This is a genomic window from Amycolatopsis sp. H20-H5 (assembly GCF_035828755.1).
Lineage (GTDB): Bacteria > Actinomycetota > Actinomycetes > Mycobacteriales > Pseudonocardiaceae > Amycolatopsis.
Map to the genome: position 1 here is coordinate 17,980 of NZ_JAYMZS010000017.1, position 23,099 is coordinate 41,078.

A 23,099-nucleotide genomic window follows, 5' to 3' on the forward strand; every position below is an offset into this window, starting at 1 on the left:
CGCCGGTTTCGGCGCGGGGTGACGATCGGCATCCGGAGGTGGTCGACGCTGTTCGGGTCGGGAGACAGTCTCATGTGGACCCCCCTGATCGTGGCCGGTGCGGCGAACCACGCGGTACCAAGGTCTCCCGCGCCAGCCGACGGGCCGAGCCTGGCCGGGCGTAGGCCGAACGGCGGCGGATGGCGAAGACACCACCACGCCCGGCGAGCATCCGTTCGTCGGGCGTGGACTGGCGGTCAACCCACCGGCACACCGCGGACGACGACCGGGCCGCGGGTCGGGTCGAGTTCGGCCGCCTGGTTCACCCCGGCCGGGGTGAGGACGTCCATGGCTTTCGGTGCGGTTGCGGGACTCGCCGCGCAGACCGGGCTCGCCGAGGCGCTCGCGCAGAGCCCGAACGTGTAGGCCTCCGCGGTGGCGGTGACGTGCCTCGCCTGGTCCGCCGAGTTGCCGTCCTGGCCGGTGAGGACTACGGAGAACGTCCAGCCGGGACCGGGTGTGCCGAGTGCGGTCCTCGGGACGCTGACGGTGAGGAAGCGCGTGGCTTCGCTGGCTTGCACCGCCGCGGTGGCCACGACGGCGCCGGAGGCGTCGACCACCGCCGGTTCGGCGAAGCCCTGGACCTCGATGCGGCGGCTCCACGCGTCCGCGGGCGCGATCGTGTAGTTGCGGCTCGGGTAGGGCGCGGCCGTCGAGGTGCCGGTGGCGGCCGGGTCGTGGGCGTAGATCGTGAGCAGCTGGGCGCCGAGTGCGGAGCCGAAGGTTGGGGTGAGGTCCCGGACCTGGGTGCGCAGGACGACCTGCTGGCCGGAGTCGATCACCTGGAACCGCTGGATGTCGAAGGCGCCCGCGTGGAAGTCGCCCGCGGTGGGGTAGGTGTACGTGCCGGGGCCGTTGTCGTCGCCGCTGGGATCGGCGGTGTCCAGCAGGACCGTGCCGGTGACGAAGTCGGAGCTGATCACCCGCTGGGCGTACCCGGTGCCGCGGCCGGTCGCCGCCGCTGTCACGACAGTCGCGCCCAGCGGCGTCGGCACCGTGGCGCTGAAAGCCCCGCTGGAGTCCGCCCGGGTGCTGACGACGACCGTACCGCCCGCGTCGGTCGCCGACGCCGAGACGTCGACCTTGCTGCCCGGCGGCGCGGTGCCCGTGACTGTGGTGGTCGCCGTCGACACCGAGGCCGGGGCGCTGAGCGTCACGGGAATCGCCGCGGGCGGGGCGTGGTCGACGTAGCGGGCGCGGACTTCGGCGGGCTGCTCGGGCAGTGCGCCGGTGTCGACCGCGCGGGCCAGCCGGACGGACTGCGACTGCGCCCAGCTCAGCGGCGAAGCCGAGCCGACGGAGTAACCCGGGGTGAAGCCGATCGACGCCGTCCGGGGATCGGTCCCGAAAGGCGACGCGGCCGACGGCGGGTTCTCCCAGATCTGTTCCGGGATCAGTCCGGTGCCGCCGGTCTGGGCTCGCATCGCGCGCAGCAGGTCCGCCGCGGCCCGCCGGTCGCCGGACTGGACGGCCTGTTCGCCGCGTTCACCGGCCAGCACCGGCCACAGGTGGCCGGAGCCCGCGTTGGTCGCGGGCCACGGCGTCCCCGTGGGCGCGCAGGTCGGCGGGGCGGGTTCGTAGCAGTCGCCGTAGCCGTCTTCGCTGCCCGGCGCCGCTGTTCCGTAGCGGTACCAGCCGGGCCCGGCTGGCGTGTCGCGCTTGAGGACCTGGTCGACGACCTTGAGCGAGTTCACGACGTCGGGGTCGTTCGCGGGCAGCACGCCAAGTCGTGTGAGCTCCAGGAAACCCGCGTCGACGACGGCGCGCTGGTCGGCTTCCACCGAGCCGTTGCCCAGGTTGTAGCTCACCGCCGAGTTCGGATCGCCGTTCTTCGTCAGCCGCAGGAAATAGCCGCCGGGGGAGTACGGGCCGGTGCTGGTGACGGTCCAGCCCTTGACGCTTCGCTGGAACCGGTCGGCCGTCGCGCGGTAGACGCGGGCGCGGGCGGGATCGTCGTTGCGGTCGGCGATCACGCCCGCGGCGACGAGCCCGGCGATCTCCGCGGCGATGGTCGAAGGCGAGTAGCCGCCCTGTTCCTCCCAGCGCTCCGAGCCGAACGAGGGGCCGTGCGCGACCACGAAGTCGGCGGCGGCGCGGATGTGGTCGGTGTAGAGGTTCCGGTCGCGGTCGAGCCCGGCCTGCAACGCCATCAGGATCGGGTACGCGCTCTCGTCGAGCTGGTCGCCGCCGGAGTCGGGCGCCTTCTTGCCGTTGAGCAGCGAGTTGCGCGGGAAACGGCCGTCGGGCTGCTGCTGCCGGGTGAACAACCAGCCGACGGTCGCCTTGGCCGTGGCGAGATCGCCCGCGGCCAGCAGGCCGGAGAAGCTCTCGTAGAGGTCGCGGGCGAAGATCTCACGGTACGAGCCGAAGTACACCGGATTGCCGCCCGGGGTGTCGCCCGCGCTCACCGCCTGCCCCCACGGGCTGCCGAGCGAGGCGACGACCGCGCCGGGGAAAGTCTTGTCCTCACTGGCTTTCAGCACGTTCACCGACTGCAGGTAGGCGTCGGTGCCGCCGTGGCGAAGCCGCGTCAGCCGCGCGTCGTACTCCTGCCAGCCGCGCGCGTACTCTCGATAGCTCCGTTCGTACGGCGTCCGCAGGCTCGCTCCGGCGGTGTCGACGGCGGCACGGGCGTCGGCGCCGAAACCGAGTGCGAGCGTCAGCGGTTTGCGCGGGGTCAGGTCGAGCTGGGCGGTCTGCACCACATTCCCGTGTCCGGCCGCCGGGGAGGTGTCGGTGAGCCGCCGGTCTTTGTCCAATTGCGACAGTCCGTCGCGCGCGGTGCCCGCGTAGCCGCTGCTGGTGGACAGGAACCGCCGTTCCGAGCGCAGCGCCGCGGCCAGTGGCACGCCGTAGTCGCGGGCGGGCGCGCTCGTGCGGGTGTTCGGGTCGGCGCTGACCAGCGAGGTCGTCGCGCGGTCGACCGAGGCGTCGTCCGCGCCGCCGTTGCCGGGCCCGCCCCCGCCGTTGCCGTTGATGCCGGCGTCGAACCGCACGTACACCTTGAGGTCGTCGCCGGAGCCGTGCAGCGGATCGAGCCGCGTGCGCACCAGCACGCTGTCGTGCGCGGGGTCGGTGAGGTACTCGGTGACGAGCCGGTAGCGGCCGCTGCGCGCGGTCGAGGTGACCTCGCAGGCCATGCCGCCCGCACTGGTCCGGATGGCGTAGGTCATGTCCCGGGTCTGCAGGTCGGTGAAGCCGCGGCCGTCGGTGACCACGAACTGCAGGGATTCGACGTTGGTGTTGTCGACCGTCGGCGCGTAGACGTCGGACAGCACGCCGCCCGCCACGGTGAACCACACCTTGCTCGACGAGTTCCGCGCGGTGCCGAGGCAGTCCTTGCGCGCCAGGCCGAAATGCGACAACGCGCCCGGCCCGGCTTCGGCTGCCGCGGCGCCGGGGGCGACGGTGACCACCCCTGCCGTGCACAGGACCGCTGTCAGCAGGAGCGCCGCGCCGCGCGTGAACCGGTTCATGTCAGGCATCCCACCACGCGCCGAAGACGTGGTCCAGACCCGGCGGGGAGGCGGTATGTTCCCGTGGCTCATGACCCGGCCCAGCCGAAGGGTGACCGATGAAGGTCTACGCCGACCGCCCGCTCCGCCGTTCAGCCCAGCTCCTCGCCGATCTGCTCGCACTGGCCTTCGCCGGGTTCGCGGTGTGGCTCGGGGTCCGGGTCCACACCGAGGTGCTGCGGCTGCGGGCCCCTGGCGACGGCCTCGTCGACGCCGGGTCGGGCCTGCGCGGGACCTTCGATTCGGCGGCCGACAGCGCCGGTGGGGTGCCGCTGATCGGCGATGCCCTCGCCAAGGCGCTGCACACCGGCTCCGACGCGGGGACGAAGCTCGCCGACGCGGGCCGCTGGCAGATCGACGCGGTGGAGAACCTGGCGTGGTGGATGGCTTTCCTGCTGATCGCCATCCCGGTGCTGTTCCTGCTGGCCACCTGGCTGCCGTTGCGCTGGCGGTTCGTGCGCGCGGCGAGCGCCGCCGCCCGGCTCGGCGCGCTGGGGGACGACGGCCTGGACCTCCTCGCGCTGCGGGCACTGGTGACCCAACCGCTCCCGCGCCTCGCCGCGGCGGGCGCGGTCACCACCGGCTGGCGCGACCGCGACCCGGCGGTGATCGCGGAGCTCGCCCGCTGGGAGCTTCAGCGGCACGGGCTTCGGTTTCAGGACTCGAACCGCTCCGGGTAACCACGAGCCGTAAAGGCCGCCGCGTCGAGATCGGTCACGATCAACCTCAGCCGCGCGGGCGCCCACTCCGTGTCGTCCAGCGCGGAGCGCAGCGCGTGCTCGGCGCGGCGCAGCAGCGGCGGCAACGGCAGGGCCAGCGCGACGAGGCTGATTTCGACCAGGTCGTCTTCGACGTCGACGGCCAGCAGCTCCAGGTCCCACGGCAGCCCGGCCGACGTCTGGGCAGGTGAGGGCGTGGCCGTCCGCAGCCCGGGGACGCCTTTCAGCACCGTCAACAGGATTCCGGCCAGCTCGGCCTTCGAGGTCGTCATCCGCCCGCACCCGGGTCGATGTCCAAAATGGACACACTGACCGACGCGAGCGCCAGCCCGGTGGCACCGGCGACGGCGCGGGTGACGGCGCGCTGCACCGCCTGCGCCACCGCGGCCGCCTGGTCCTGCGCGGAGGTCACCAGGTCGATCTCCAGCCGGACGCAAGGCCCGGCCGGGTCTTCGCGGTCGACCTCGACGCGCACGCCTTCGGTCGGGGCGGGGTCGAGGCCCTTGATCCGCTGACGGGCGGATCGGGCCAGCGAACCGGCCAGCCCGGCGAGGCCGGGTTCGAGCCGCACCACCCCGGCGACCGTGGTGGTGGCGTGGACGGCGATCGCGGCTATCACCGGTTCGGTGAGCACACATTCCGCCCGGGACACCGCTCCCGCGGTGTCGGCGACGTCGATGGTCAGCACGGCTGCAGTCCCTTGCTGTCGGCCGGAGATCGTCCGGCGGGTGGGGTCGGGTGGTCGGATCGGGGGGACACCGGTCAGGCGTCGTAGAGGTCGGCGAGGGTGAGGTCGAGACGAGCGAGGCGGACCCCGAGCCGCGCCCCGGCCGCAGCGGTCACCCGTTCGCGGACGTCTTCGAGCGCGTGGCCGGTGAACCCGCGGTAGCTCACCGCGAGGCTCATCCGCACCTCGACCGCGAAGCCGTCCACCGCGGTCACCTTGCAGTGACGGGCGTGGACGCCGTCGACGGTGTCGGCGGCGAACCGCAGCACCGAGGCCACGGCCTGCTCGCTCACTCGGACGCCGCCCGGCTCGGCGGTGGGCAGCGGGACCAGGTCGTGCCGGCGCACCTCGGCGCGGACGGCGGACATGATCCGGCCGGTCAGGTCGAGCGACGGCTCGCTGTCGTCCGCGGCGAGCTCACCGGTAAGGTCCCGCAGGACCTTGAGGCTCTCCCGCGCTGCCCGGCAGTGCCGGCAGTCGATGTCGTGGGCGTCCGCCCGGCCCGCTTCGACCTCACCGAGCCGTTCCCACACCGTCTCGACGTCGCGGCCGCAGGGCAGGGCGTAGCTCTGCGTCGTCTGGTTCGTCGTCTGGTTCACCGCCATGGCGCCATCACCTCCGCCAGTTGTGCTCGTGCTCGCGCGATTCGTCCGCGCACCGCGGTACTCGACGTGCCGACCGCCTCGGCGATCTCGTCGTAGGAGCGTCCGTGGACCTCCCGGAGCAACCAGCAGGCCCGTTGCTCGCCGGTCAGCTGGTCCAGGGCGGCGCTCAGCGCCGCCATTTGCCCGCTGGTCTCGGCCGCCCGCTCGGGACGGCCGGTCGCGCTCGCCGACTCGCGCTCGTCGAGCTCGACGTCCGAGGTGGGCTTCCTGGACCGGATCACGTTGAGGCACCGGTTGGTCGTGGTCCGGTAGAGCCAGCCGACGAAGGCGGCGTCCTCCTGCAGCTGGCCGAGCCTGCGCCAGGCCGTCAGGAACACCTCCTGCACCACGTCCTCGGCGTCGCTCCGGCTGGACAGCATGCGCGCCGCGAGGCGGTACATCGGTCCCTGGTAGCGCCGCACGAGCTGCTCGTAAGCTCGCACGTCACCTCCCCTGGCCCTGGCGACGAGCGTGGCTTCGTCGAGTTCCGGCGCGACGTCGTCCCCGGGTCTTGCTTCCACCTCAGTGGACGTGGTCATCGGCGGCACCTGTGTGCACCGGCCATGGTGGCGGTCCTCTCGGCTGCGGAGGTCGGCTTCGGACGACGCCTCGGGAGCGCCGACACCACCAAGACACGACCGGACTCCGATTCGTCACGGCCGCAGCACCCGTGACGGTCATCACCCGATGGTGTCCGTGACGAATCCGGCGGGACCGGTGTCCTGCTGACGAGACGGCGACCCGCCCGGGGCGCCGCGACGCACAGAGGGAGACCCGCGATGTCGTTGGGCGACAAGATCAGCAACAAGGCCGAGGACCTGGGCGGCAAGGCCAAGGAGGCCACCGGGAACGTCACCGGCGACGAGCAGCTCCAGGCCGAGGGCAAGGGCGACCAGGCGAAGGCCGGTGTCAAGGACGCGGTGGAGAACGTGAAGGACGCCGTCGGCGACGCCGCGGGCAAGATCAAGGACATGTTCAAGAAGGACTGACCTCGCGGAAACCTGGGCGGCACCGGTTCGGGGAACGGTGCCGCCCAGGCGGTCAGGGGGGCCTGACGATTCCACAAAGGACCGAGAGGCAGGGAACAGATGGCCGTCACCGTGGGTTCGGTGCACCACCTGCGCTTGTCCGTCACCGATGTCGAGCGGGCGACGGCGTTCTACACCGAAGTGCTGGGCTTCCGCGTGGCCGTGGACGGCCCGCCGCCGCTGTCGGATCCCGGCTACTGGCTGACGAAGGACAACCTTCAGGGCGGCGTCGTGCTCACCAACGGCGAACTCGAACTCGGCCTCAGGCCGTGCGACGAGCCGCGCACCCGCGCGGGCGACCGGTTCGATCCCCGGCGCGTCGGGCTGGACCACGTGAGTTTCCGCGTGGGTGCGGCGAAAGACCTGCAGGCCGTCCGGGACCTCTGCGAGTCCCGGGGCCACGAGCACGGTGAGCCGACCGAGCTGGCGCCGTTCGGGATCGTGGTGCTGTCCATCACCGATCCCGACGGCATCCAGGTCGAGCTCACCGCGCCCCTGTCCTGAGAGCGGGTCCTGAGCGCGCGTCACATGTTCTTGGCGCCCGCCTTGATCGCTTCCCGGATCCGCGAGTAGGTCCCGCACCGGCAGATGTTGCGGATCTCGTCGAGGTCGGCGTCGACGATCTCGCGGCCCGCCGCCTTGGCCTGGCGGACCTTGGCCACGGCGGCCATGATCTGGCCGGGCTGGCAGTACCCGCACTGCACGACGTCGAGGTCGAGCCAGGCCTCCTGCATCGGGTGCAGGTCCTTGCCGACCGTCGCGGGCAGGCCCTCGATCGTGGTCACCTCGTCGGTCGGCTTGATCTTCGACACCGGCACCGAGCACGGGTTGAAGGCCTTGCCGTTGATGTGGCTGGTGCACGCCTTGCAGACGTTGAGCCCGCAGCCGTACTTGGGCCCGGTGACCCCGAGCATGTCCCGCAGCACCCAAAGCAGGCGCACGTCATCGGCGACCTCGACGGACACCATCTTGCCGTTGAGCTTGAAAGTGTGACTGGGCAAGGGGGTTCTCCTCAGATTTCGGTGTCGAGGCCGTTGGTGGGCGACGGCGGCGTGGACGGCTCCAGCGGGTACGGCTCGAAGCTGAGGGTCCCGTGGTTGATCGGGAACGAGGTCGGCATCTTCCCGGTCGCCCTGGCGTAGGCGCACGCTGTCGCGGCGAAGGACGGCGCGACGCCGAGCTCGCCCGCACCACTGGGCGAGTCCGAGGTGTTCGGCATGACGACCACCTGCATGTCGGACGGCGTGTTCCACTGCCGGGTGTAGAAGTAGTTGTCCCAGCTGCCTTCCAGCGGGATGCCGTTCTTCATGTGCAGGCTGGAGGTCAGGCACATCGCGATGCCGTCGTTCATCCCGCCGATCATCTGCGCCTCGAGCCCGCGCGGGTTGATCGCGAAACCCGGGTCGACGACGATGAGCGCCTTGGTCACCCGGGGGCCGGTCACCGCGTCGGTGATCTTCCGGTTGACCGTCTCCGGCCGGCAGTCGATCTCGACCAGTGCCACGACGGCACCCCGGTACTCGGAGTGCACCGCGATGCCCTGCGCCGTCCCGGCGGGCATGGCCTTGCCCCACTCACCGACCTCGACGGCCTTGTCGAGCACCGCGCGGATCCTCGCGTCCTTGAGGAACTCCCGGCGGAACTGCACCGGGTCCTTGCCCATCTTCGCGGCCAGCTGGTCGACCACCAGTTCCTCGGCGGTCACCACGTTCGGCGAGTAGATGTTGCGCATGCTGCCGGTGTTGAACTTCAGCGGGATCTCGTTGAGCAGCTGCGTGGTGACGCCGAAGTTGTACGGCGAGGACTGGCTCAGCAGGAAGATCGTCTCGGCGAAGCTCAGGTTGCCGCCGACCGGCAGTTTCGCCGCGGTCGCGGTGATCATCTCGCCGAGGCCGTGGCTGAAGTCGGTCTGCACGCTGGTGTGCCGCTGCTCGAAGCTGATCACGTTGCCCAGCGCGTAAGTCGCCCGGACCCGCGTGACGCACATGGGGTGGGTGCGGCCCTGGCGGAAGTCGTCGGTCCGCGACCACATCAGCTTGACGGGCTTGCCCATCTTCTTCGAGATCTCGGCCGCTTCGCTCGCGGTGTCGTGGAACAGGTGCCTGCCGAACGAGCCACCGCCCTGCGTCACGTGCACCTTCACCGCGCTCGCCGGGAGTCCGAGGCTGGCGGCGATTTCTTGCTGCGCCACGATCGGCACCTTGAGGCACGACCAGATCTCGGCTCGGTCGGACCGGACGTCGGCGATCGCGGTGCCGGGCTCCAGCGGGCTGTTGCTGGCGAAGGCGAAGGTGAACTCCGCGTCGACCGACTTGGTCAGCAGCCCCGGCACGAGCAGCGGGAGCTGCGCGGCCTTGAGCTTCTTGAGGACGGTCGCGTCGGACTCGTTGTCCACCGTGCCCGATCCCCAGGTCACCTCCAGCGCGTTGAGCGCGTCGATGCACTGGCCGAACGTCTCCCCGCGCACCGCGACACCGTGGGTGATGGTCGCGACGTCAGTGATGCCGGGCATCGCCTTGACGGCCGCCGCGTTCGCGACGGACTTGACGGTGCCGTTGATCGTCGGCGGCCGGCGCACCATGGCGGGCTTCGCGTTCGGCACCTCGTAGTCGAGGGTGAACTTCTTGGCGCCCATGACGGCTTCGCGGGCGTCGATGCGATTCTGGGCGGTGCCGAGGATCTTGAACTCGGACACCTTCTTGAGCTGCGTCGAGACGCTGACCGTCTTCGTCACGGCGGCGGCCTTGGTGAGCGAGCCGTAGCTCGCCTTCTTGCCGCTGGAGTGCGTCACCATTCCGTTGCTGGTGCGCAGTTCCGACGCGGGCACCTTCCACTGGCTCGCCGCGGTGGCCACCAGCTGCTGGCGCGCGAGGGCGGCCGCGGTGCGGACCGGGGTGTAGATGCTGCGCATCGAGTTCGAGCCGCCGGTGAGCTGGTTGAGCAGCAGCTCGGGGCGGGCGTCGGCGAGGGTGACCTTGACCTTGTTCAGCGGCAGGTCCAGCTCCTCGGCGATCATCATCGCCACCGCGGTCGTCATGCCCTGGCCCACTTCGGCCCGGTGCACCGCGAACGAGGCGGTGCCGTCGGCGTTCACCCGGACCGAGATCAGGCCCGAGGTCGGCAGCGCCGCGAGGTTCTGCAGGTCACCCAGGTCGAAGATGTCCTCGGGCTGGGGCAGCGAGGGGATCGCGGCGCTGGCCTTGGCCGGCTCCAGCACGGCGCCGCCGACCTGTGCGGCTACGGCCAACGTCGGGGCGGCGATCAGGAAACCCAGGAAATAGCGCCGGTCGATGCCTTTCGGCTCGATTTCCGGCAGCCGGGGGGCGCGGCGATGATTCGCCATCGGCAGTCCTCTCGAAACTCGAACGACTCCAACAACACCGTGGGAGAAGCCGCAAAGGCAGTTATTCTGTGCCGGAGTGTTACACAGGACACACCCTCGCAACCATGACCGCCACGCCTACTATCGGGCTAACGACGTTGTGCGTTGTGCACAGTCCTGGGTGCGGGTTCGGGCTTTCGCACGGGTGCCGGGTGATCGTTCAGGAAAGGCAGGGCACGCAAGGCGAGGGTGAGCTCGACCGGAATGTTTTCGGAGCTGAATTCCAGTCCGATGACCGATTCGATCCGGTGCATCCGGTTGATCACGGTGTTGCGGTGACAATGCAGCGCCTCCGCTGTGCGGATCGTCGAACCCGCGGTGGACGCCCAGGTCTCCAGCGTGTGCAGCAACATCCGCCGATCGTGGGCCGGCAGGTCGAGCAACGGCCCGAGCCAGCGCCGCACGAGCGGCTCCGTGAGTTCGGGGGAGTTGAGCAGCAGGGCCTCCGGCAGCCGTTCCGACAGGCTCACGATGGCCCGCCCGCCGGCCGGCAGCGTGCGGCGCGCGAGCGTCGCCTGCCGGTACGCCTGGTCCACCTCGGCGAGACCGGTGACCACCAGTGACACGCCGACCGGGCCGGTCAGGATCCCCCGCAGGACCTTCACCGCGGCGTCGGTCGCGGACAACGGCAGGGCGAGCAGCCCGACCAGGGTGGCGGAGCGGGCCTGCCAGGCCGACCGGATCCCGCGTTCCTCGAGCCGCTCGCCGAGCGCGTCGGTCAGTCCGTCGTTGTCCTGCCGCCCGCCCGCGGAGACGACGGCGTACGGGCCGTCGACCGGGAGCCGCACGATCCGGCTCGCCTCGTAGGCGAACGCCGCGTCCGTCGCCCGGCCCTGGAGCAGGCCCTCCCACAGCGCGGCCCGGCGCTGCTCGTCCGCGCGGACGAGCTGGCGTTCCGCGGCGTGGTAGGCGGCCGCCACCTGCGACGAGATAGTGTCGACGACCTCCCAGACCCGGGTCGCCACGTCGAGCAGGCCGTCGGTGCCGACGGTGCTCGCCGCTCGCGCCTCGTCGATCAGGTATTGCCAGACCAGCCTGCCGCCGAGCCGGAACGAGCGCAGCACGTCGTCGAGCGGGAGCTGCTGCTGGGCGCGGCGCTGGCCGGTCGCCTGGGCGGCGTCGTAGTACACGTCCGCGCCGTCTTCGCTGTCGAGCCCGGCGAGCAGTTGCAGGACCCGGGTGACGTTGTCGTGGCAGGAGCGCCAGAGATCGTCCCTGGGGACTACGTTCATCCTGCGATAGCCCTGGTTCTGCTCCTGGATCGTATGCACCAGGTCGTCGGTCAGCGCGGGGACGCGCAGCAGGACGCTCGTCGCCAGCGACTCCGCGACCCGGGCGCCGTCGTTGCTCGCCGGTCCACTCATATCACGGGAATTCGGAGCCGGTGGCCCCGCGGATTGGTGGCAGGGCGCAAGCGGGTGCGGGAACCACCCATGTGCGCGGCCGGACCTGGTCAGAATGACCAAAATGTGATCTGCGTCTCTAAATGAGACCCGCCGCCGGGGACCCCGGCGGTACACCGGAGGGCGTGCCGCCGCGTCACCCACGGCACCTTCCGGATGCCCGAAAAGGGAGCCCGTCATGACCACCCTCGATGCCAGTACCGAAAGCGTCCCCCGAATCCCCGCCCAGCGCGCCGAGGAGGCCGCGATGATCGGCCTCCCCAGCTTCAGCGTGGGCTCGGTCGCGCTGGCCCTCGTCCTGATCGGTTACGGGCCCGCGGCCGCGGTCGGCGCCTCGCTGGCCGTCATCATCGCGGCCACCGGGGTCGGGCTGCTCATCGCCGCGGTCTGGTCGGCCGCCGCCGGGCAGAGCGCGGTGGCCGGGGTCTTCGGCATCTTCTCCGGCTTCTGGCTGAGCTACGCGCTGCTCGTGCTCGGCCTGACGCACAACTGGTTCGGTATCGGCGCCACCGCCGTCGTCGACACCCAGGCCGTGTTCCTGATCTCGTGGCTGGTGATCGTCGGCATGCTCACGCTGGCGACCCTGCGGCTGCCGCTCGCCTACACGGTCCTGTTCGCGCTCATCGAGGTCGCGCTGGTGTTCGTGCTGATCGGCACGCTGCAGGGCTCGGCGGGTGCGCTGGCCATCGCGGGTGTCGTGGTGTTCGGATTCGCCGCCGTCGGCGTCTACCTGTTCTTCAGTGCGGCGTCACAGGCGACCGGGGGCTCCGCGCTGCCGCTCGGGCCGCCGCTGATCCGCGGCTAGCCGGTCCACAAAGGACCAGAGGTGGCCGGGCGGCAGCCGTCCGGCCACCTCTTCGCGTGCGCGCCGGGCCGAATGCCTACCGGTCCGGTGTGGACAGTGACTTTCATCGTGGTGCCAGCGTTTACGACCATTACACCGATCGGGCGTGTTCCGGGGGATCTGGGCACCAAGAGCGGCCCGCGGACCGGCGCCCGCGCGCGGGTGCTCCGCGCGGACGGTTCGGTCGTGGCGGAGCAACGCCAGCGCGGCGGTGATGGGGCACAGCTGCGCCGGGAACGGGTCCACCGTCGGGCCCGCGATGACCTTCGGCTACGTCGCGGCCGACGACCTGGTTGACGGGCCCGGCCGGAACATGTCTTGACAGACAACGAATAGCCGGTTGACAACCCCTCGCCGGGGGCGTGATCCTGGGAGCGCACCTCGATGAGCCCCGGAGGACCGCCTCCCTCCCGGTCAAGCGCGCAGAGCGCTGTTCCGCTCCCGTGGAATTGACCTGAGGAGGAGACGCACGTGTTCGCCAAGAAGAAGTTGACGGCGCTGTTCGCCGCGATGGCGGCCGCCGCCGCGGTGGTGACGGTGGTCGTCGCGGCCCCGGCCGAAGCGGTACCCACCACCATCCCGCTCAAGATCACGAACAACTCCGGGCGCGGCGACCAGCTCTACATCTACGACCTCGGGACCCTGCTCACGACCGGCCAGCAGGGCTGGGCCGACGGCAACGGCACGTTCCACCCGTGGCCCGGCGGCGGCAACCCGCCGACCCCGGCGCCCGACGCCTCCATCGCCGGACCGGCCAACGGCCAGTCAGTCACGCTGCGGCTGCCCAAGTTCTCCGGCCGCGTCTACTTCTCCTACGGCCAGAAGCTGGTGTTCAAGCTGACCACGGGCGGTCTCGTGCAGCCCGCGGTGCAGAACCCGAGCGATCCCAACCGGAACATCCTGTTCAACTGGACCGAGTACACCCTCAACGACGGCGGCCTGTGGATCAACAGCACGCAGGTCGACATGTTCTCGGCCCCGTACGCCGTCGGCGTCCAGCTCGCCAACGGCACGACCAAGACCACCGGTCACCTGAAACCCGGTGGCTACAACGGTTTCTTCTCCGCGCTGCGCGACCAGCCCGGCGGCTGGGCCAACCTGATCCAGACCGCGCCGGACGGCACCGTGCTTCGTGCGCTCGCGCCGGGACACGGCATCGAGGGCGGCGGGCTGCCCGCCACGGTGCTGAACGACTACATCGACCGGGTGTGGTCGAAGTACAGCTCGTCCACCCTGACGGTGACCCCGTTCGGGGACCAGCCGAACACGAAGTACTTCGGCCGGGTCTCGGGCAACGTCATGAACTTCACCAACAGTTCCGGCGCGGTCGTCACCTCGTTCCAGAAACCCGACTCCGACAGCATCTTCGGCTGCTACAAGCTGCTCGACGCGCCCAACGACCTCGTGCGCGGGCCGATCTCCCGCACCCTGTGCGCCGGGTACAACCGCGCGACCCTGCTGGTGAACCCGAACCAGCCCGACACGAGCCCGGCCAGCTTCTACGCCGACACCGTGAGCAACCAGTACGCCCGCAAGATCCACGCGCAGATGGTCGACGGCAAGGCCTACGCCTTCGCCTTCGACGACGTCGGCAACTACGAGTCGCTGGTGAACGACGGCAACCCGCAGCAGGCGTTCATCACGCTCGACCCGTTCAGCTGACGCCGGTGGCCGCGGTCATGAACGCGTAGACCGTGGTCGTGGCGCAGACGAACATGAGGTTGCGCTTGGGGCCGCCGAAGGTGAGGTTGGCCGCTTCCTCCGGGAGCTTGATCTTCCCGATCAGCTTGCCGTCCGGGGCGAAGCAGTGCACGCCGTCACCCGCGGCGGCCCACAGGCGTCCCGCCGTGTCGAGCCGGAAACCGTCGAACCGGCCGGTCTCGCACATGGCGAACACCTCGCCGCCCGAGAGCTTCCCGCCGGGCCCCACAGTGAACTCCCGGATGTGGTTGGCCCTCGTGTCGGCGATGTAGAGGCGGCTTTCGTCAAGGGAGAAGGCGAGCCCGTTCGGCTTGACGAAGTCGTCGGCGACCCGTTGCACGTCGCCGGTGGCCGGGTTCACGCGATAGACGTGGCAGCCGTCCGTTTCGGACTCGGCGCGAAAGCCTTCGTAGTCGTTCATGATCCCGTAGTCGGGATCGGTGAACCAGATCCCGCCGTCGGCCGCGACCACGACGTCGTTCGGGCTGTTGAAGCGGTTGCCCTCGTGCCGGTCCGCCAGCACTGTCACGGTGCCGTCGTGCTCAGTGCGCGTGAGGCGCCGGTTGCCCTGTTCACAGCTGATCAGGCGGCCCGACCGGTCGAGGGTGTGGCCGTTGGTGTGCCCGGCGGGGGAGCGGAAGACGCCGACCACGCCGGTCGTCTCGTCCCAGCGCAGCATCCGGTCGTTCGGGATGTCGCTCCAGAGCAGGTACCGGCCCGCCGGGACGTAGACCGGGCCTTCGGCCCACCGGTTGTCCTCGTGGAGCTTGTAGGCCCTGGCGTCCCCGCCGAAGCGGGCGAAGCGTTCGTCCGCCACCTCGTAGGTGAGCGCGGCTGATGGTAACGCGGTCATGGTGTCCCCAAGATGAGATCCTGTTTAGTCGGCTAAATGCCGTACCTCAACCGGTATATCATGCTCATGTCCGACTGGTGTAGCTCTTGGAGGAGTCTTGGACGACATGGACCGGGCGCTGCTGGGCTGTCTGCAGGAGGACGCGACCAGCTCCTACGCCGCGTTAGGGGAGGCCGTGGGTCTTTCGAGTGCGGCGGCCCACGAGCGCGTGCGCAAGCTCCGCGAACGCGGGGTGATCCGTCGCACGACCATCGACGTCGACCCGGTCGCCGTGGGCAAAGGTGTGCTGGCGTACGTGATGATCGAGTCGACCGCGTGGCTGGGCGGCGAGGAGACCGGCGACGCGCTGCGCGCGCTCCCGTCGGTCGAGGAGGCGCACATCGTCGCGGGCGGACCGTCCGTGCTGGTCAAGATGCGCGCGGCGACCACCGCGGACCTGCAGGCCGGGCTGAGGCGGTTGTTCGACATCGACGGTGTCAGTGGTACGCGGACGATCGTGGTGCTGGAGACGTTCTTCGAGCGGCCCATGGAGGTAACTCTGGTCGAATCTATCGAAAATCGATAGATTCCCATCGTAACTCGATGGGAGGACGAAGTCATGGGAAAGCTGACAGTGCAGACGCTGCGGGCCGTGCTCGTGCTGGTCGACGCGCCGGGCCAGCGGGAAGACCCGGGCGTCACCCTCATCATGGGCGGGATCGGGGTGGCCATCCTGGGGGTGGCGCTCATCGTGCGCGTGCCGCGGATGCTGCTCGCCCGGGTCGTCGCGCGCGACGGCGAAGCGGCGCAGCTGCGGGATGAGCTGGACGAGGTGATCTGATGCCGATCACCGTCGACATCGATGTGATGCTGGCCAAACGGAAGATGTCCGTTGGCGAGCTCGCGGACCGCGTCGGGATCACGCCCGCCAACCTGGCGGTGCTCAAGAACGGCCGTGCCAAGGCGGTGCGTTTCACGACGCTCGCCGCGCTCTGCGGGGTGCTCGACTGCCAGCCGGGCGACCTGCTGCGCTGGGAGGCCGAAGACCCCGCCATAACCGAGTCGGTCGTGCCCTGAAGGCCACCATCACGGCGTAAAACGCCGTGATGGTGGCCTTCAGGGACTTCTCGAGCTTGGTCGCGGCTGGGGCTGACCGGCATCCTGCTAGAGCAGGGCCCAGGCTTCGGTGAGGGCGCCGCGGAGGATGCCTTCGATCTCGTCGAACTCGCGCTGCCCGCAGATCAGCGGCGGGGAAAGCTGGATCACCGGCTCGGCGCGGTCGTCGGCGCGGCAGTACAGGCCCGCGTCGAACAGCGCCTTGGACAGGTGCCCGCGCAGGACGCGCTCGGACTCCTCGGCGGTGAACGTCTCCTTGGTCGCCTTGTCCTTGACGAGCTCGATGCCGTAGAAGAACCCGGCGCCGCGGATGTCGCCGACGATCGGCAGGTCGGTCAGTTTGTCCAAAGTGGACCGGAAGGCGTCCTCGTTGCCGAGGACGTGGGCGTAGAGGCCCTCGCGCTCCATCAGGTCGAGGTTCGCCAGCGCCACCGCGCAGGACACCGGGTGCCCGCCGTAGGTCGAACCGTGCATGAACGTGGTGGTGCCGTGCTTGAACGGCTCCATCAGCCGTTCGCTCGCCAGCACCGCGCCGAGCGGGGCGTAGCCCGAGGTCATGCCCTTCGCGGTGGTGATCATGTCGGGCTGGTAGCCGTAGCGCTTGGCGCCGAAGTCGTGGCCCAGCCTGCCGAACGCGCAGATGACCTCGTCCGAGACGAGCAGCACGTCGTTCGCGTCGCAGATCTCGCGGACCCGCTCGAAGTACCCCGGCGGCGGCGGGAAGCAGCCGCCCGTGTTCTGCACGGGCTCGAGGAACACCGCGGCGACGGTGTCGGCGCCCTCGAACTCGATCGCCTGCGCGATCTGGTCGGCGGCCCAGCGGCCGTAGGCCACGTAGTCGTCGGCGTGCTCGGGCGCGCGATAGAAGTTGGTGTTGGGCACGCGCGTCGTGCTGGGCACCAGCGGCTCGAAGTCGGCCTTCGCCCCGGGGATCCCGGTGATCGACAGTGCGCCCGCCGAGGTGCCGTGGTAGGCCAGCGACCGGCCGATCACCTTGTGCTTGGTGGGTTTTCCGGTCAGCTTGAAGTACTGCTTGGCGAGTTTCCAGGCCGTCTCGACGGACTCGCCGCCGCTGACGGTGAAGAACACGCGGTTCAGCTCGCCGGGGGCGTCGGCGGCGAGACGGTCGGCGAGCTCGATCGCGGCCGGATGGGCGTGTCCCCACAACGGGAAGTACGCGAGCCGGCGGATCTGGGCCGCGGCGGCTTCGGCGAGCTCCTCGCGGCCGTGGCCGACCTGGACGGCGAACAGCCCGGCGAGCCCGTCGAGGTAGCGCTTGCCCTCGGCGTCCCAGATGTAGGCGCCCTCGCCGCGGACGATCACGGGTACGTCGGACTCGGCGAAGCCGGAGTGCCGGGTGAAGTGCATCCAGAGGTGGTCGTGGGCCGACCGGGCGAGCTGGCGGTTCTGGTCCACGGGGGAGACAGCGGTGGTGGTCATGGTTCCTCGCACGAAGATCGGCGCGGTCGCGCCGGACAGGGGCCCGGGGCGACCTGGACAGCACCGTTATCGCACGACCGCCACGGTCCTGGCAAGTGAATCGGTTGCAATCAAGTAAAATGAATGTCGATTCTGTCTGTCAGAGCTGATCTTGCTTCGGATTTCGTTGTCATCAGTGTTTACCCCATTGATACGACTGCTTGCGCAGCTTGAGGTAGACCATCGTCTCCGCGTGCCGCACCCCCGGCAGTGAGCGGATCCGCTTCGAGATGAGGTCCAGGAGCGCGTCGTCGTCGGCACAGACCGCTTCGCACAGCACGTCGTACCGGCCCGCGCACAGCACGACGTAGTCGATCTCGGTCATCTCGGCCAGCGCGTCGGCGACCGGCTCGAGCGGGCCGTCCACCGTGATCGCGATCATCGCCTGCCGGAACAGCCCTACCTGCAAGGGATCCGAGACCGCGACGATCTGGATCACCCCGGAATCGGACAGCCGCTGCACCCGCTGGCGTACGGCCGCCTCGGACAGGCCGACGGCCTTGCCGATCGTGGCGTAGGCCCGCCGCCCGTCTTCCTGCAGCTGCTCGATGATGCGCTTGGAGATGTCGTCGAGCGGCGGCGGCGTGGCTCGCTTCGCGTTCTCGTCCTCACTGTTCACGTCCGGGATCATCCCCGACGTGACTTCCGTGCGGCAAATCTGGTCACCGAAAGCGACGGTCCCGACGGCCAGCGACAACGGATTTCGTTGAATTTGTGGCGTTGACAACACTGATTCCGTCCTGTTCCCTTCGTCGAATCGTTGCCGCCGATGGAGGGACATCTCCCCATGCCCCACACGAAGGCTCCAGCGGCAGTAGCCGTGCCTGCCGATTCGGGTCCCCGCTCGCTCACCCGCTCCATCGGAGTCGGGGGTGGCACGCTGCTCACGCTGAGCTGCGTGACTCCCGCGTCCTCCTTGTTCGTCATCGTGCCGCCGCTGTTCGCCGCGCTCGGCACGGGCACGGCGCTAACCATCGCACTCGCCGTCGTGCTCTGTATCGGCGTCGCGTTCTGCTATTCCGAACTGGGCACGCTGGTGCTGAGCTCGGGTGGCGAGTACGCGATGGTCAGCACGGTCGTCAACCGGTTCGCCGGCTGGCTGGCCTTCGTGCTCTCGCTCGTGGTCGTGCTGGTCGTGCCCCCGATCATCGCGGTGGGCGTGGCCGGCTACCTCAGCCCCGTGCTCGACATCAACCCCGCCGTGGCCGGCGCGATCGTCATGCTGGCCTCGACCCTGATGGGGCTGCTCAACCTACGGTCCAACGCCTGGATCACCGGGGTCTTCTTCGCCATCGAGATCCTCGCGATCGCCGTCGTGTCCTGGCTCGGGTTCGCCCACTCCGCCCGCCCGGCGAGCGTGCTGCTGAGTCCCGACCTCGGCGGGGGCGGCGGCCTCGGGATGGTGGCCGTGATCGCCGGTCTCGCCGTCGCGCTGTTCGTGGTGCAGGGCTTCAGCACCGCGGTGTACCTCGCCGAGGAGATGCGCGAACCGCGCAAAACCGTGTCCAGGACGGTGTTCTGGACACTCGGGATCAGCGCGCTCGTCATCCTCGTCCCGGTCGTCGCCATCACCGTCGGCGCGCCGGACATCGCGACGCTGGCGGGCGGCGACCTCACCGCGATGGTCATCGGCTGGAGCAACTCGGCCGTCGGCGTGGTGATCAGCCTGTGCATCGCCGCGGCCATCGTCAACGCCGTCATCGTGATGGTCATCCAGAACTCGCGGGTGGTGTACGCCTCCGCCAGGGACCAGGCCTGGCCCGCCGCGGTGAACCGCGCGCTGAGCACGGTCAGCCGCCGCTTCGGGGCGCCGTGGGCGGCCACCCTGGTCGCCGGCCTGAGCGAGGCCGTGCTGTGTTTCGTGCCGGTGGAGACGCTGAGCGGCGTGACCGGGGTCGTGGTGGTCGCGCTCTACCTGAGCATCGCGGGCGCCACGCTGCGGGCCCGTGGCGCCGAGCACCGGAAGCCGGACGTCTGGCGGATGCCGTGGTGGCCGGTCATCCCGGTGCTCGCGATGGCGGCGCTGACCTACGTGCTCGTCCAGCAGAACCTGCTCGACCTCGGGATCACCGTCGCCGTACTCGCCGTTTCGGCGCTCTACTGGGTGTGCTACCTCCGGCGGCACCCGGACCGGTGGGTGGTGACCATTCCCCAGGACTGACCCGCCCCGCCGTCGACCAGCCACACAGGAGCACCGAAAAGCCATGAGTGACAAGCAGACCTTCCGCAACTTCGTCGGCGGCGCGCACAGCGACGCCGCGGACGGGCGCACCCTTGACCTCGTCGACCCGTCGACCGGCACCGTGTACGCCACCTCCGTCCTTTCCGGACAGTCCGATGTGGACGCCGCGTTCGGCGCCGCGGCGACGGCGTTCGAGCACTGGCGCGACTCGACCCCGGCCGAGCGCCAGCTGGCCCTGCTGCGGATCGCGGACGCGGTGGAGAGCCGGGCGGAGGAGTTCGTCCGGGTGGAGTCGGAGAACACCGGCAAGCCGTACGCGCTGACGCGGTCCGAAGAGCTGCCGATGGTGATCGACCACCTCCGGTTCTTCGCCGGGGCCGCGCGGCTGCTCGAGGGCAGGGCCGCGGGGGAGTACCTGAGCGGGCACACCTCGTTCGTCCGGCGCGAGCCGGTCGGCGTGTGCGGGCAGGTGACGCCGTGGAACTACCCGCTGATGATGGCGATCTGGAAGATCGCGCCCGCGCTGGCAGCCGGGAACACCGTGGTGCTCAAGCCGTCCGACACCACCCCGGCCAGCACGGTCCTGCTGGCCGAGGTGGCGGCGGAGTTCCTGCCGCCCGGCGTGTTCAACGTGCTCTGCGGCGACCGGGACACCGGCCGGGCGCTGGCCACGCACCGGACCCCGGCGATGCTGTCGATCACCGGTTCGGTGCGCGCCGGGATCGAGGTGGCGGGCGCCGCGGCCGCGGACGTCAAGCGGGTGCACCTGGAGCTCGGCGGGAAGGCGCCGGTCGTCGTGTTCGCCGACGCCGACCTCCCCGCCGCCGCCGAGGCCATCGCGGCCGCGGGCTACTTCAACGCGGGCCAGGACTGCACCGCCGCCACCCGCGTCCTCGTGCACGCCGACGCACACGACGAATTCCTCGCCGCGCTCGTCGACCAGGCCCGCGCCGCGAGCACCGGCGGCCTTGACCAGCCGGACGTCACGTACGGGCCGGTCAACAACGCGGGCCAGCTGGCGCGGATCGGCGGGTTCGTCGACCGGCTGCCCGACCACGCGGTGCTGGACCACGGTGGCGAGCGCGTCGGCGACCGGGGCTTCTTCTACGCGCCGACCGTCGTCTCCGGCCTGCGACCGGGCGACGAGCTCGTGCGTGACGAGGTGTTCGGCCCGGTCATCACCGTGCAGCGCTTCACCGGCGAGGCCGAGGCTGTGCGCGAGGCCAATGACGTCGACTACGGGCTGGCGTCCTCGGTGTGGACGCGGGACCACGCGCGGGCGATGCGCCTGACGAAGCGGCTGGATTTCGGCTGCGTCTGGGTCAACACCCACATCCCGATCGTCGCGGAGATGCCGCACGGCGGGTTCAAGCGCTCGGGGTACGGCAAGGACCTGTCGATGTACGGGCTCGAGGACTACACCCGGGTCAAGCACGTGATGACCGCGCTCGGCTGAGGGAAGGCCACCATGATCAGGATGCCCGCCGAGTGGGAGGCGCACGAACGCACGTGGATGGCCTTCCCGCCGCCGAACGCCACCTTCGGGGACGAGGACTCACCCGAGCTGGCCGGGGCCCGCCGCGTCTGGGCCCGGGTGGCGAACACCGTCGCTCGGTACGAGCCGGTCACCCTGGTGGCCGGGCTCGGCCAGGCCGCGCTCGCGCGGTCGTTCGCCGGGCCGGGGGTCGACGTCGTCGAGGTGCCGCTCGACGACGCTTGGATGCGCGACATCGGCCCCACCTTCGTCCACGACCACGCTTCCCCGACCGGACTCGCCGCCGTCGACTGGCGGTTCAACGGCTGGGGCGCGCAGGACTGGGCGGCGTGGGACCGCGACCAGGACGTGGCCCGCCGGGTCGCCGGGCTGGCCGGGCAGCCGGTCACCGGCTCGGCGCTGACCGCGGAGGGCGGCGGGCTGCACGTCGACGGCGAGGGCACCGTCCTGCTGACCGAGACGGTCCAGCTCGACCCCGGCCGCAACCCCGGCTGGACGAAGGCGCGGGCCGAGGCCGAGGTGCACGCCCGGCTCGGCACGACCACCGCGATCTGGCTGCCAAGGGGACTGACCCGCGACTACGGCGAGTTCGGCACCCGCGGCCACGTCGACCTGGTGGCCGCGTTCCTGCGGCCGGGCGTCGTCGCGGTGCACCGCCAGGCCGATCCCGCGCATCCCGACCACGACGTCTCGAAGGAGATCGCCGAGGTGCTCGCCACGAGCAGGGACGCGCGGGGCCGCCGCCTGGAGGTCGTCGAGATCCCGGCGCCCGCCGTGCTCACGGCCGATGGCGAGTTCGTCGACTACTCCTACCTCAACCACTACGTGGCCAACGGCGTCGTCGTGCTCGGCGTGTTCGGCGATCCGAACGACGCCGTCGCCGCGGACCTCCTGCGCCGTGCCCATCCCGGCCGGACGGTCGAACTCGTCGACGCCCGGCCGATCTTCGCCCGCGGTGGTGGAATCCACTGCATCACCCAGCAACAACCCGCGAGCTGACAAGGAAACCCATGCGTGTCATCACTTCCGCACCCCAGCAGTCCCCGGCCAGGGTCCATCCGGGGTCCCGCCCGCCGCTCGTCGCGGCCGTGGTGCAGACCCGCTGGCACGCCGACGCCGCCGAGCACGCGGCCGTGCTGGACGACGGGATCCGCACCGCGGCGGATCGGGGGGCGCAGGTCGTGGTCCTCTCGGAGCTGACGCTTTCCCGCTATCCGGCGGACACGCTGCCCGACGGCGACGCGACGGCCACCGCCGAGGACCTGGCCACCGGGCCCACGTACACGATGGCGGCCAAGGCGGCGGCGGACCACGGCATCGCGGTCCACGCCTCGCTCTACGAACGCGCCGACGGCCCCGACGGGCTCGGCTACAACACCGCCATCCTGGTCGCGCCCGACGGCGCGCTGCTCGGCCGCACCCGCAAGATGCACATCCCGATCAGCGCCGGGTACTACGAGGACCACTACTTCCGGCCGGGCCCGGCGGGCGGCGAGCCCCATCCGGTGCTCGACCTGCCCGGCGAGCATCGCGCCCGGCTCGGCCTCCCGACCTGCTGGGACCAGTGGTTCCCCGAGCTCGCCAGGGCGTACTCCCTGCGCGGCGCCGAGGTGCTCGCCTACCCGACCGCGATCGGCTCCGAGCCCGACTTCCCCGACTTCGACACCGAACCCCTGTGGCGCCAGGTGATCGTGGGCAACGGCATCGCCAACGGGACGTTCATGGCGGTGGCCAACCGCTGGGGCGACGAGGGCACGATCACCTTCTACGGCTCGTCGTTCATCTCCGACCCGTACGGCCGGGTGCTGGTCTCGGCGCCCCGCGACGCCGACGCCGTCCTCGTCGCCACCCTCGACCTGGACCAGCGGCGAGACTGGCTCGGGCTGTTCCCGTTCCTCGAGACGCGCCGCCCGGAGTCCTACGGCGTGCTGACCGAACCGGCCAAGCGCGGCTGACCCGCCATCAGCGGAGCGCCAGCGGACGGTCAGCGGGC

Annotated in this window: 23 protein-coding genes and 1 pseudogene; 13 read left to right on the plus strand and 11 right to left on the minus strand. The window is 70.5% G+C overall.

The window, feature by feature from the left end:
- Nucleotides 1-236 precede the first annotated feature (236 nt).
- Nucleotides 237-3,515, minus strand: a complete 3,279-nt coding sequence (locus tag QMK34_RS12835) for a glucodextranase DOMON-like domain-containing protein (protein ID WP_326414080.1) — start codon at nt 3,513-3,515, stop codon at nt 237-239.
- 98 nt (nt 3,516-3,613) lie between these two features.
- Here QMK34_RS12835 and QMK34_RS12840 point away from each other — a divergent pair, with 98 nt between their 5' ends.
- A complete protein-coding gene (locus QMK34_RS12840; RefSeq protein ID WP_326414081.1) occupies nt 3,614-4,234 on the plus strand; it encodes a hypothetical protein in 621 nt (206 codons plus the stop codon).
- Here QMK34_RS12840 and QMK34_RS12845 read toward each other — a convergent pair.
- From QMK34_RS12845 to QMK34_RS12860, 4 genes are all read right to left on the minus strand, one after another.
- Entirely contained in the window at nt 4,210-4,545 is a 336-nt protein-coding gene (locus QMK34_RS12845) for a hypothetical protein (protein ID WP_326414082.1), read from the minus strand. The genes QMK34_RS12840 and QMK34_RS12845 overlap by 25 nt on opposite strands.
- Nucleotides 4,542-4,961: an Asp23/Gls24 family envelope stress response protein gene (locus tag QMK34_RS12850; protein ID WP_326414083.1), complete on the minus strand. Its 420-nt coding sequence runs from the start codon at nt 4,959-4,961 to the stop codon at nt 4,542-4,544. The genes QMK34_RS12845 and QMK34_RS12850 overlap by 4 nt, the downstream gene beginning before the upstream one ends.
- A 74-nt stretch (nt 4,962-5,035) precedes the next feature.
- Entirely contained in the window at nt 5,036-5,605 is a 570-nt protein-coding gene (locus QMK34_RS12855; RefSeq protein WP_326414084.1) for an Asp23/Gls24 family envelope stress response protein, read from the minus strand.
- The gene (locus QMK34_RS12860) at nt 5,596-6,183 is read right to left on the minus strand and encodes an RNA polymerase sigma factor (protein WP_326414085.1); all 588 of its coding nucleotides are present in this window, start codon (nt 6,181-6,183) and stop codon (nt 5,596-5,598) included. The genes QMK34_RS12855 and QMK34_RS12860 overlap by 10 nt, the downstream gene beginning before the upstream one ends.
- A gap of 240 nt (nt 6,184-6,423) precedes the next feature.
- Between QMK34_RS12860 and QMK34_RS12865 the strand changes: the two genes are divergently transcribed.
- Together QMK34_RS12865 and QMK34_RS12870 are read left to right on the plus strand one after the other, a co-directional pair.
- Complete coding sequence (locus QMK34_RS12865) at nt 6,424-6,633, plus strand: CsbD family protein (protein ID WP_326414086.1); 210 nt, start codon at nt 6,424-6,426, stop codon at nt 6,631-6,633.
- Between the two features lie 99 nt (nt 6,634-6,732).
- The gene (locus QMK34_RS12870) at nt 6,733-7,176 is read left to right on the plus strand and encodes a VOC family protein (RefSeq protein WP_326414087.1); all 444 of its coding nucleotides are present in this window, start codon (nt 6,733-6,735) and stop codon (nt 7,174-7,176) included.
- Nucleotides 7,177-7,196: 20 nt separating this feature from the next.
- Here the strand turns inward: QMK34_RS12870 and QMK34_RS12875 are convergent, their stop codons facing one another.
- The 3 genes from QMK34_RS12875 to QMK34_RS12885 all read right to left on the minus strand — a co-directional run bounded on the left by QMK34_RS12875 (nt 7,197) and on the right by QMK34_RS12885 (nt 11,418).
- Entirely contained in the window at nt 7,197-7,673 is a 477-nt protein-coding gene (locus QMK34_RS12875; protein ID WP_326414088.1) for a (2Fe-2S)-binding protein, read from the minus strand.
- Between the two features lie 11 nt (nt 7,674-7,684).
- Nucleotides 7,685-10,015 carry a molybdopterin cofactor-binding domain-containing protein gene (locus tag QMK34_RS12880; protein ID WP_326414089.1) on the minus strand — a complete coding sequence of 777 codons (2,331 nt, stop codon included), beginning with the start codon at nt 10,013-10,015 and terminating at the stop codon, nt 7,685-7,687.
- A gap of 128 nt (nt 10,016-10,143) precedes the next feature.
- Complete coding sequence (locus QMK34_RS12885; RefSeq protein WP_326414090.1) at nt 10,144-11,418, minus strand: PucR family transcriptional regulator; 1,275 nt, start codon at nt 11,416-11,418, stop codon at nt 10,144-10,146.
- Nucleotides 11,419-11,635: 217 nt separating this feature from the next.
- Here QMK34_RS12885 and QMK34_RS12890 point away from each other — a divergent pair, with 217 nt between their 5' ends.
- The 3 genes and pseudogenes from QMK34_RS12890 to QMK34_RS12900 all read left to right on the plus strand — a co-directional run bounded on the left by QMK34_RS12890 (nt 11,636) and on the right by QMK34_RS12900 (nt 13,963).
- Nucleotides 11,636-12,262 carry a GPR1/FUN34/YaaH family transporter gene (locus tag QMK34_RS12890; RefSeq protein ID WP_326414092.1) on the plus strand — a complete coding sequence of 209 codons (627 nt, stop codon included), beginning with the start codon at nt 11,636-11,638 and terminating at the stop codon, nt 12,260-12,262.
- Nucleotides 12,263-12,409: 147 nt separating this feature from the next.
- Nucleotides 12,410-12,623, plus strand: a pseudogene (locus QMK34_RS12895) (3-oxosteroid 1-dehydrogenase); the annotation flags it as partial.
- Nucleotides 12,624-12,772: 149 nt separating this feature from the next.
- Nucleotides 12,773-13,963: a glycoside hydrolase family 64 protein gene (locus QMK34_RS12900; RefSeq protein ID WP_326414093.1), complete on the plus strand. Its 1,191-nt coding sequence runs from the start codon at nt 12,773-12,775 to the stop codon at nt 13,961-13,963.
- Here QMK34_RS12900 and QMK34_RS12905 read toward each other — a convergent pair.
- The gene (locus tag QMK34_RS12905) at nt 13,956-14,855 is read right to left on the minus strand and encodes an SMP-30/gluconolactonase/LRE family protein (RefSeq protein ID WP_326414094.1); all 900 of its coding nucleotides are present in this window, start codon (nt 14,853-14,855) and stop codon (nt 13,956-13,958) included. The genes QMK34_RS12900 and QMK34_RS12905 overlap by 8 nt on opposite strands.
- 106 nt (nt 14,856-14,961) lie before the next feature.
- Between QMK34_RS12905 and QMK34_RS12910 the strand changes: the two genes are divergently transcribed.
- Genes QMK34_RS12910 through QMK34_RS12920 form a run of 3 tightly spaced genes read left to right on the plus strand, consistent with a single transcriptional unit; the run spans nt 14,962 to nt 15,911 of the window.
- Nucleotides 14,962-15,420, plus strand: coding sequence for an Lrp/AsnC family transcriptional regulator (locus tag QMK34_RS12910; protein ID WP_326414198.1), 459 nt, complete (start codon nt 14,962-14,964; stop codon nt 15,418-15,420).
- 33 nt (nt 15,421-15,453) lie between these two features.
- Complete coding sequence (locus QMK34_RS12915) at nt 15,454-15,675, plus strand: DUF2975 domain-containing protein (RefSeq protein WP_326414095.1); 222 nt, start codon at nt 15,454-15,456, stop codon at nt 15,673-15,675.
- On the plus strand, nt 15,675-15,911 hold the full coding sequence (locus QMK34_RS12920) for a helix-turn-helix domain-containing protein (RefSeq protein WP_326414096.1): 237 nt from the start codon (nt 15,675-15,677) through the stop codon (nt 15,909-15,911). The genes QMK34_RS12915 and QMK34_RS12920 overlap by 1 nt, the downstream gene beginning before the upstream one ends.
- An 87-nt stretch (nt 15,912-15,998) precedes the next feature.
- On the opposite strand, the gene QMK34_RS12925 is transcribed toward QMK34_RS12920, so the two are convergent.
- Both QMK34_RS12925 and QMK34_RS12930 read right to left on the minus strand, forming a co-directional pair.
- Complete coding sequence (locus tag QMK34_RS12925; RefSeq protein WP_326414097.1) at nt 15,999-17,390, minus strand: aspartate aminotransferase family protein; 1,392 nt, start codon at nt 17,388-17,390, stop codon at nt 15,999-16,001.
- Nucleotides 17,391-17,562: 172 nt separating this feature from the next.
- Nucleotides 17,563-18,060 (minus strand): Lrp/AsnC family transcriptional regulator, encoded by a 498-nt coding sequence (locus QMK34_RS12930; RefSeq protein WP_442785146.1) that lies wholly within the window; start codon nt 18,058-18,060, stop codon nt 17,563-17,565.
- A 267-nt stretch (nt 18,061-18,327) separates the two neighbouring features.
- Between QMK34_RS12930 and QMK34_RS12935 the strand changes: the two genes are divergently transcribed.
- The 4 genes from QMK34_RS12935 to QMK34_RS12950 are packed head-to-tail and all read left to right on the plus strand — an operon-like array spanning nt 18,328 to nt 23,061.
- On the plus strand, nt 18,328-19,590 hold the full coding sequence (locus QMK34_RS12935; RefSeq protein ID WP_326414099.1) for an APC family permease: 1,263 nt from the start codon (nt 18,328-18,330) through the stop codon (nt 19,588-19,590).
- Between the two features lie 43 nt (nt 19,591-19,633).
- Nucleotides 19,634-21,067, plus strand: a complete 1,434-nt coding sequence (locus QMK34_RS12940; protein ID WP_326414100.1) for a gamma-aminobutyraldehyde dehydrogenase — start codon at nt 19,634-19,636, stop codon at nt 21,065-21,067.
- 12 nt (nt 21,068-21,079) lie between these two features.
- Nucleotides 21,080-22,105 (plus strand): agmatine deiminase family protein, encoded by a 1,026-nt coding sequence (locus QMK34_RS12945; RefSeq protein WP_326414101.1) that lies wholly within the window; start codon nt 21,080-21,082, stop codon nt 22,103-22,105.
- 11 nt (nt 22,106-22,116) lie between these two features.
- Complete coding sequence (locus tag QMK34_RS12950) at nt 22,117-23,061, plus strand: nitrilase-related carbon-nitrogen hydrolase (RefSeq protein ID WP_326414102.1); 945 nt, start codon at nt 22,117-22,119, stop codon at nt 23,059-23,061.
- The last annotated feature ends 38 nt before the right edge of the window (nt 23,062-23,099 follow it).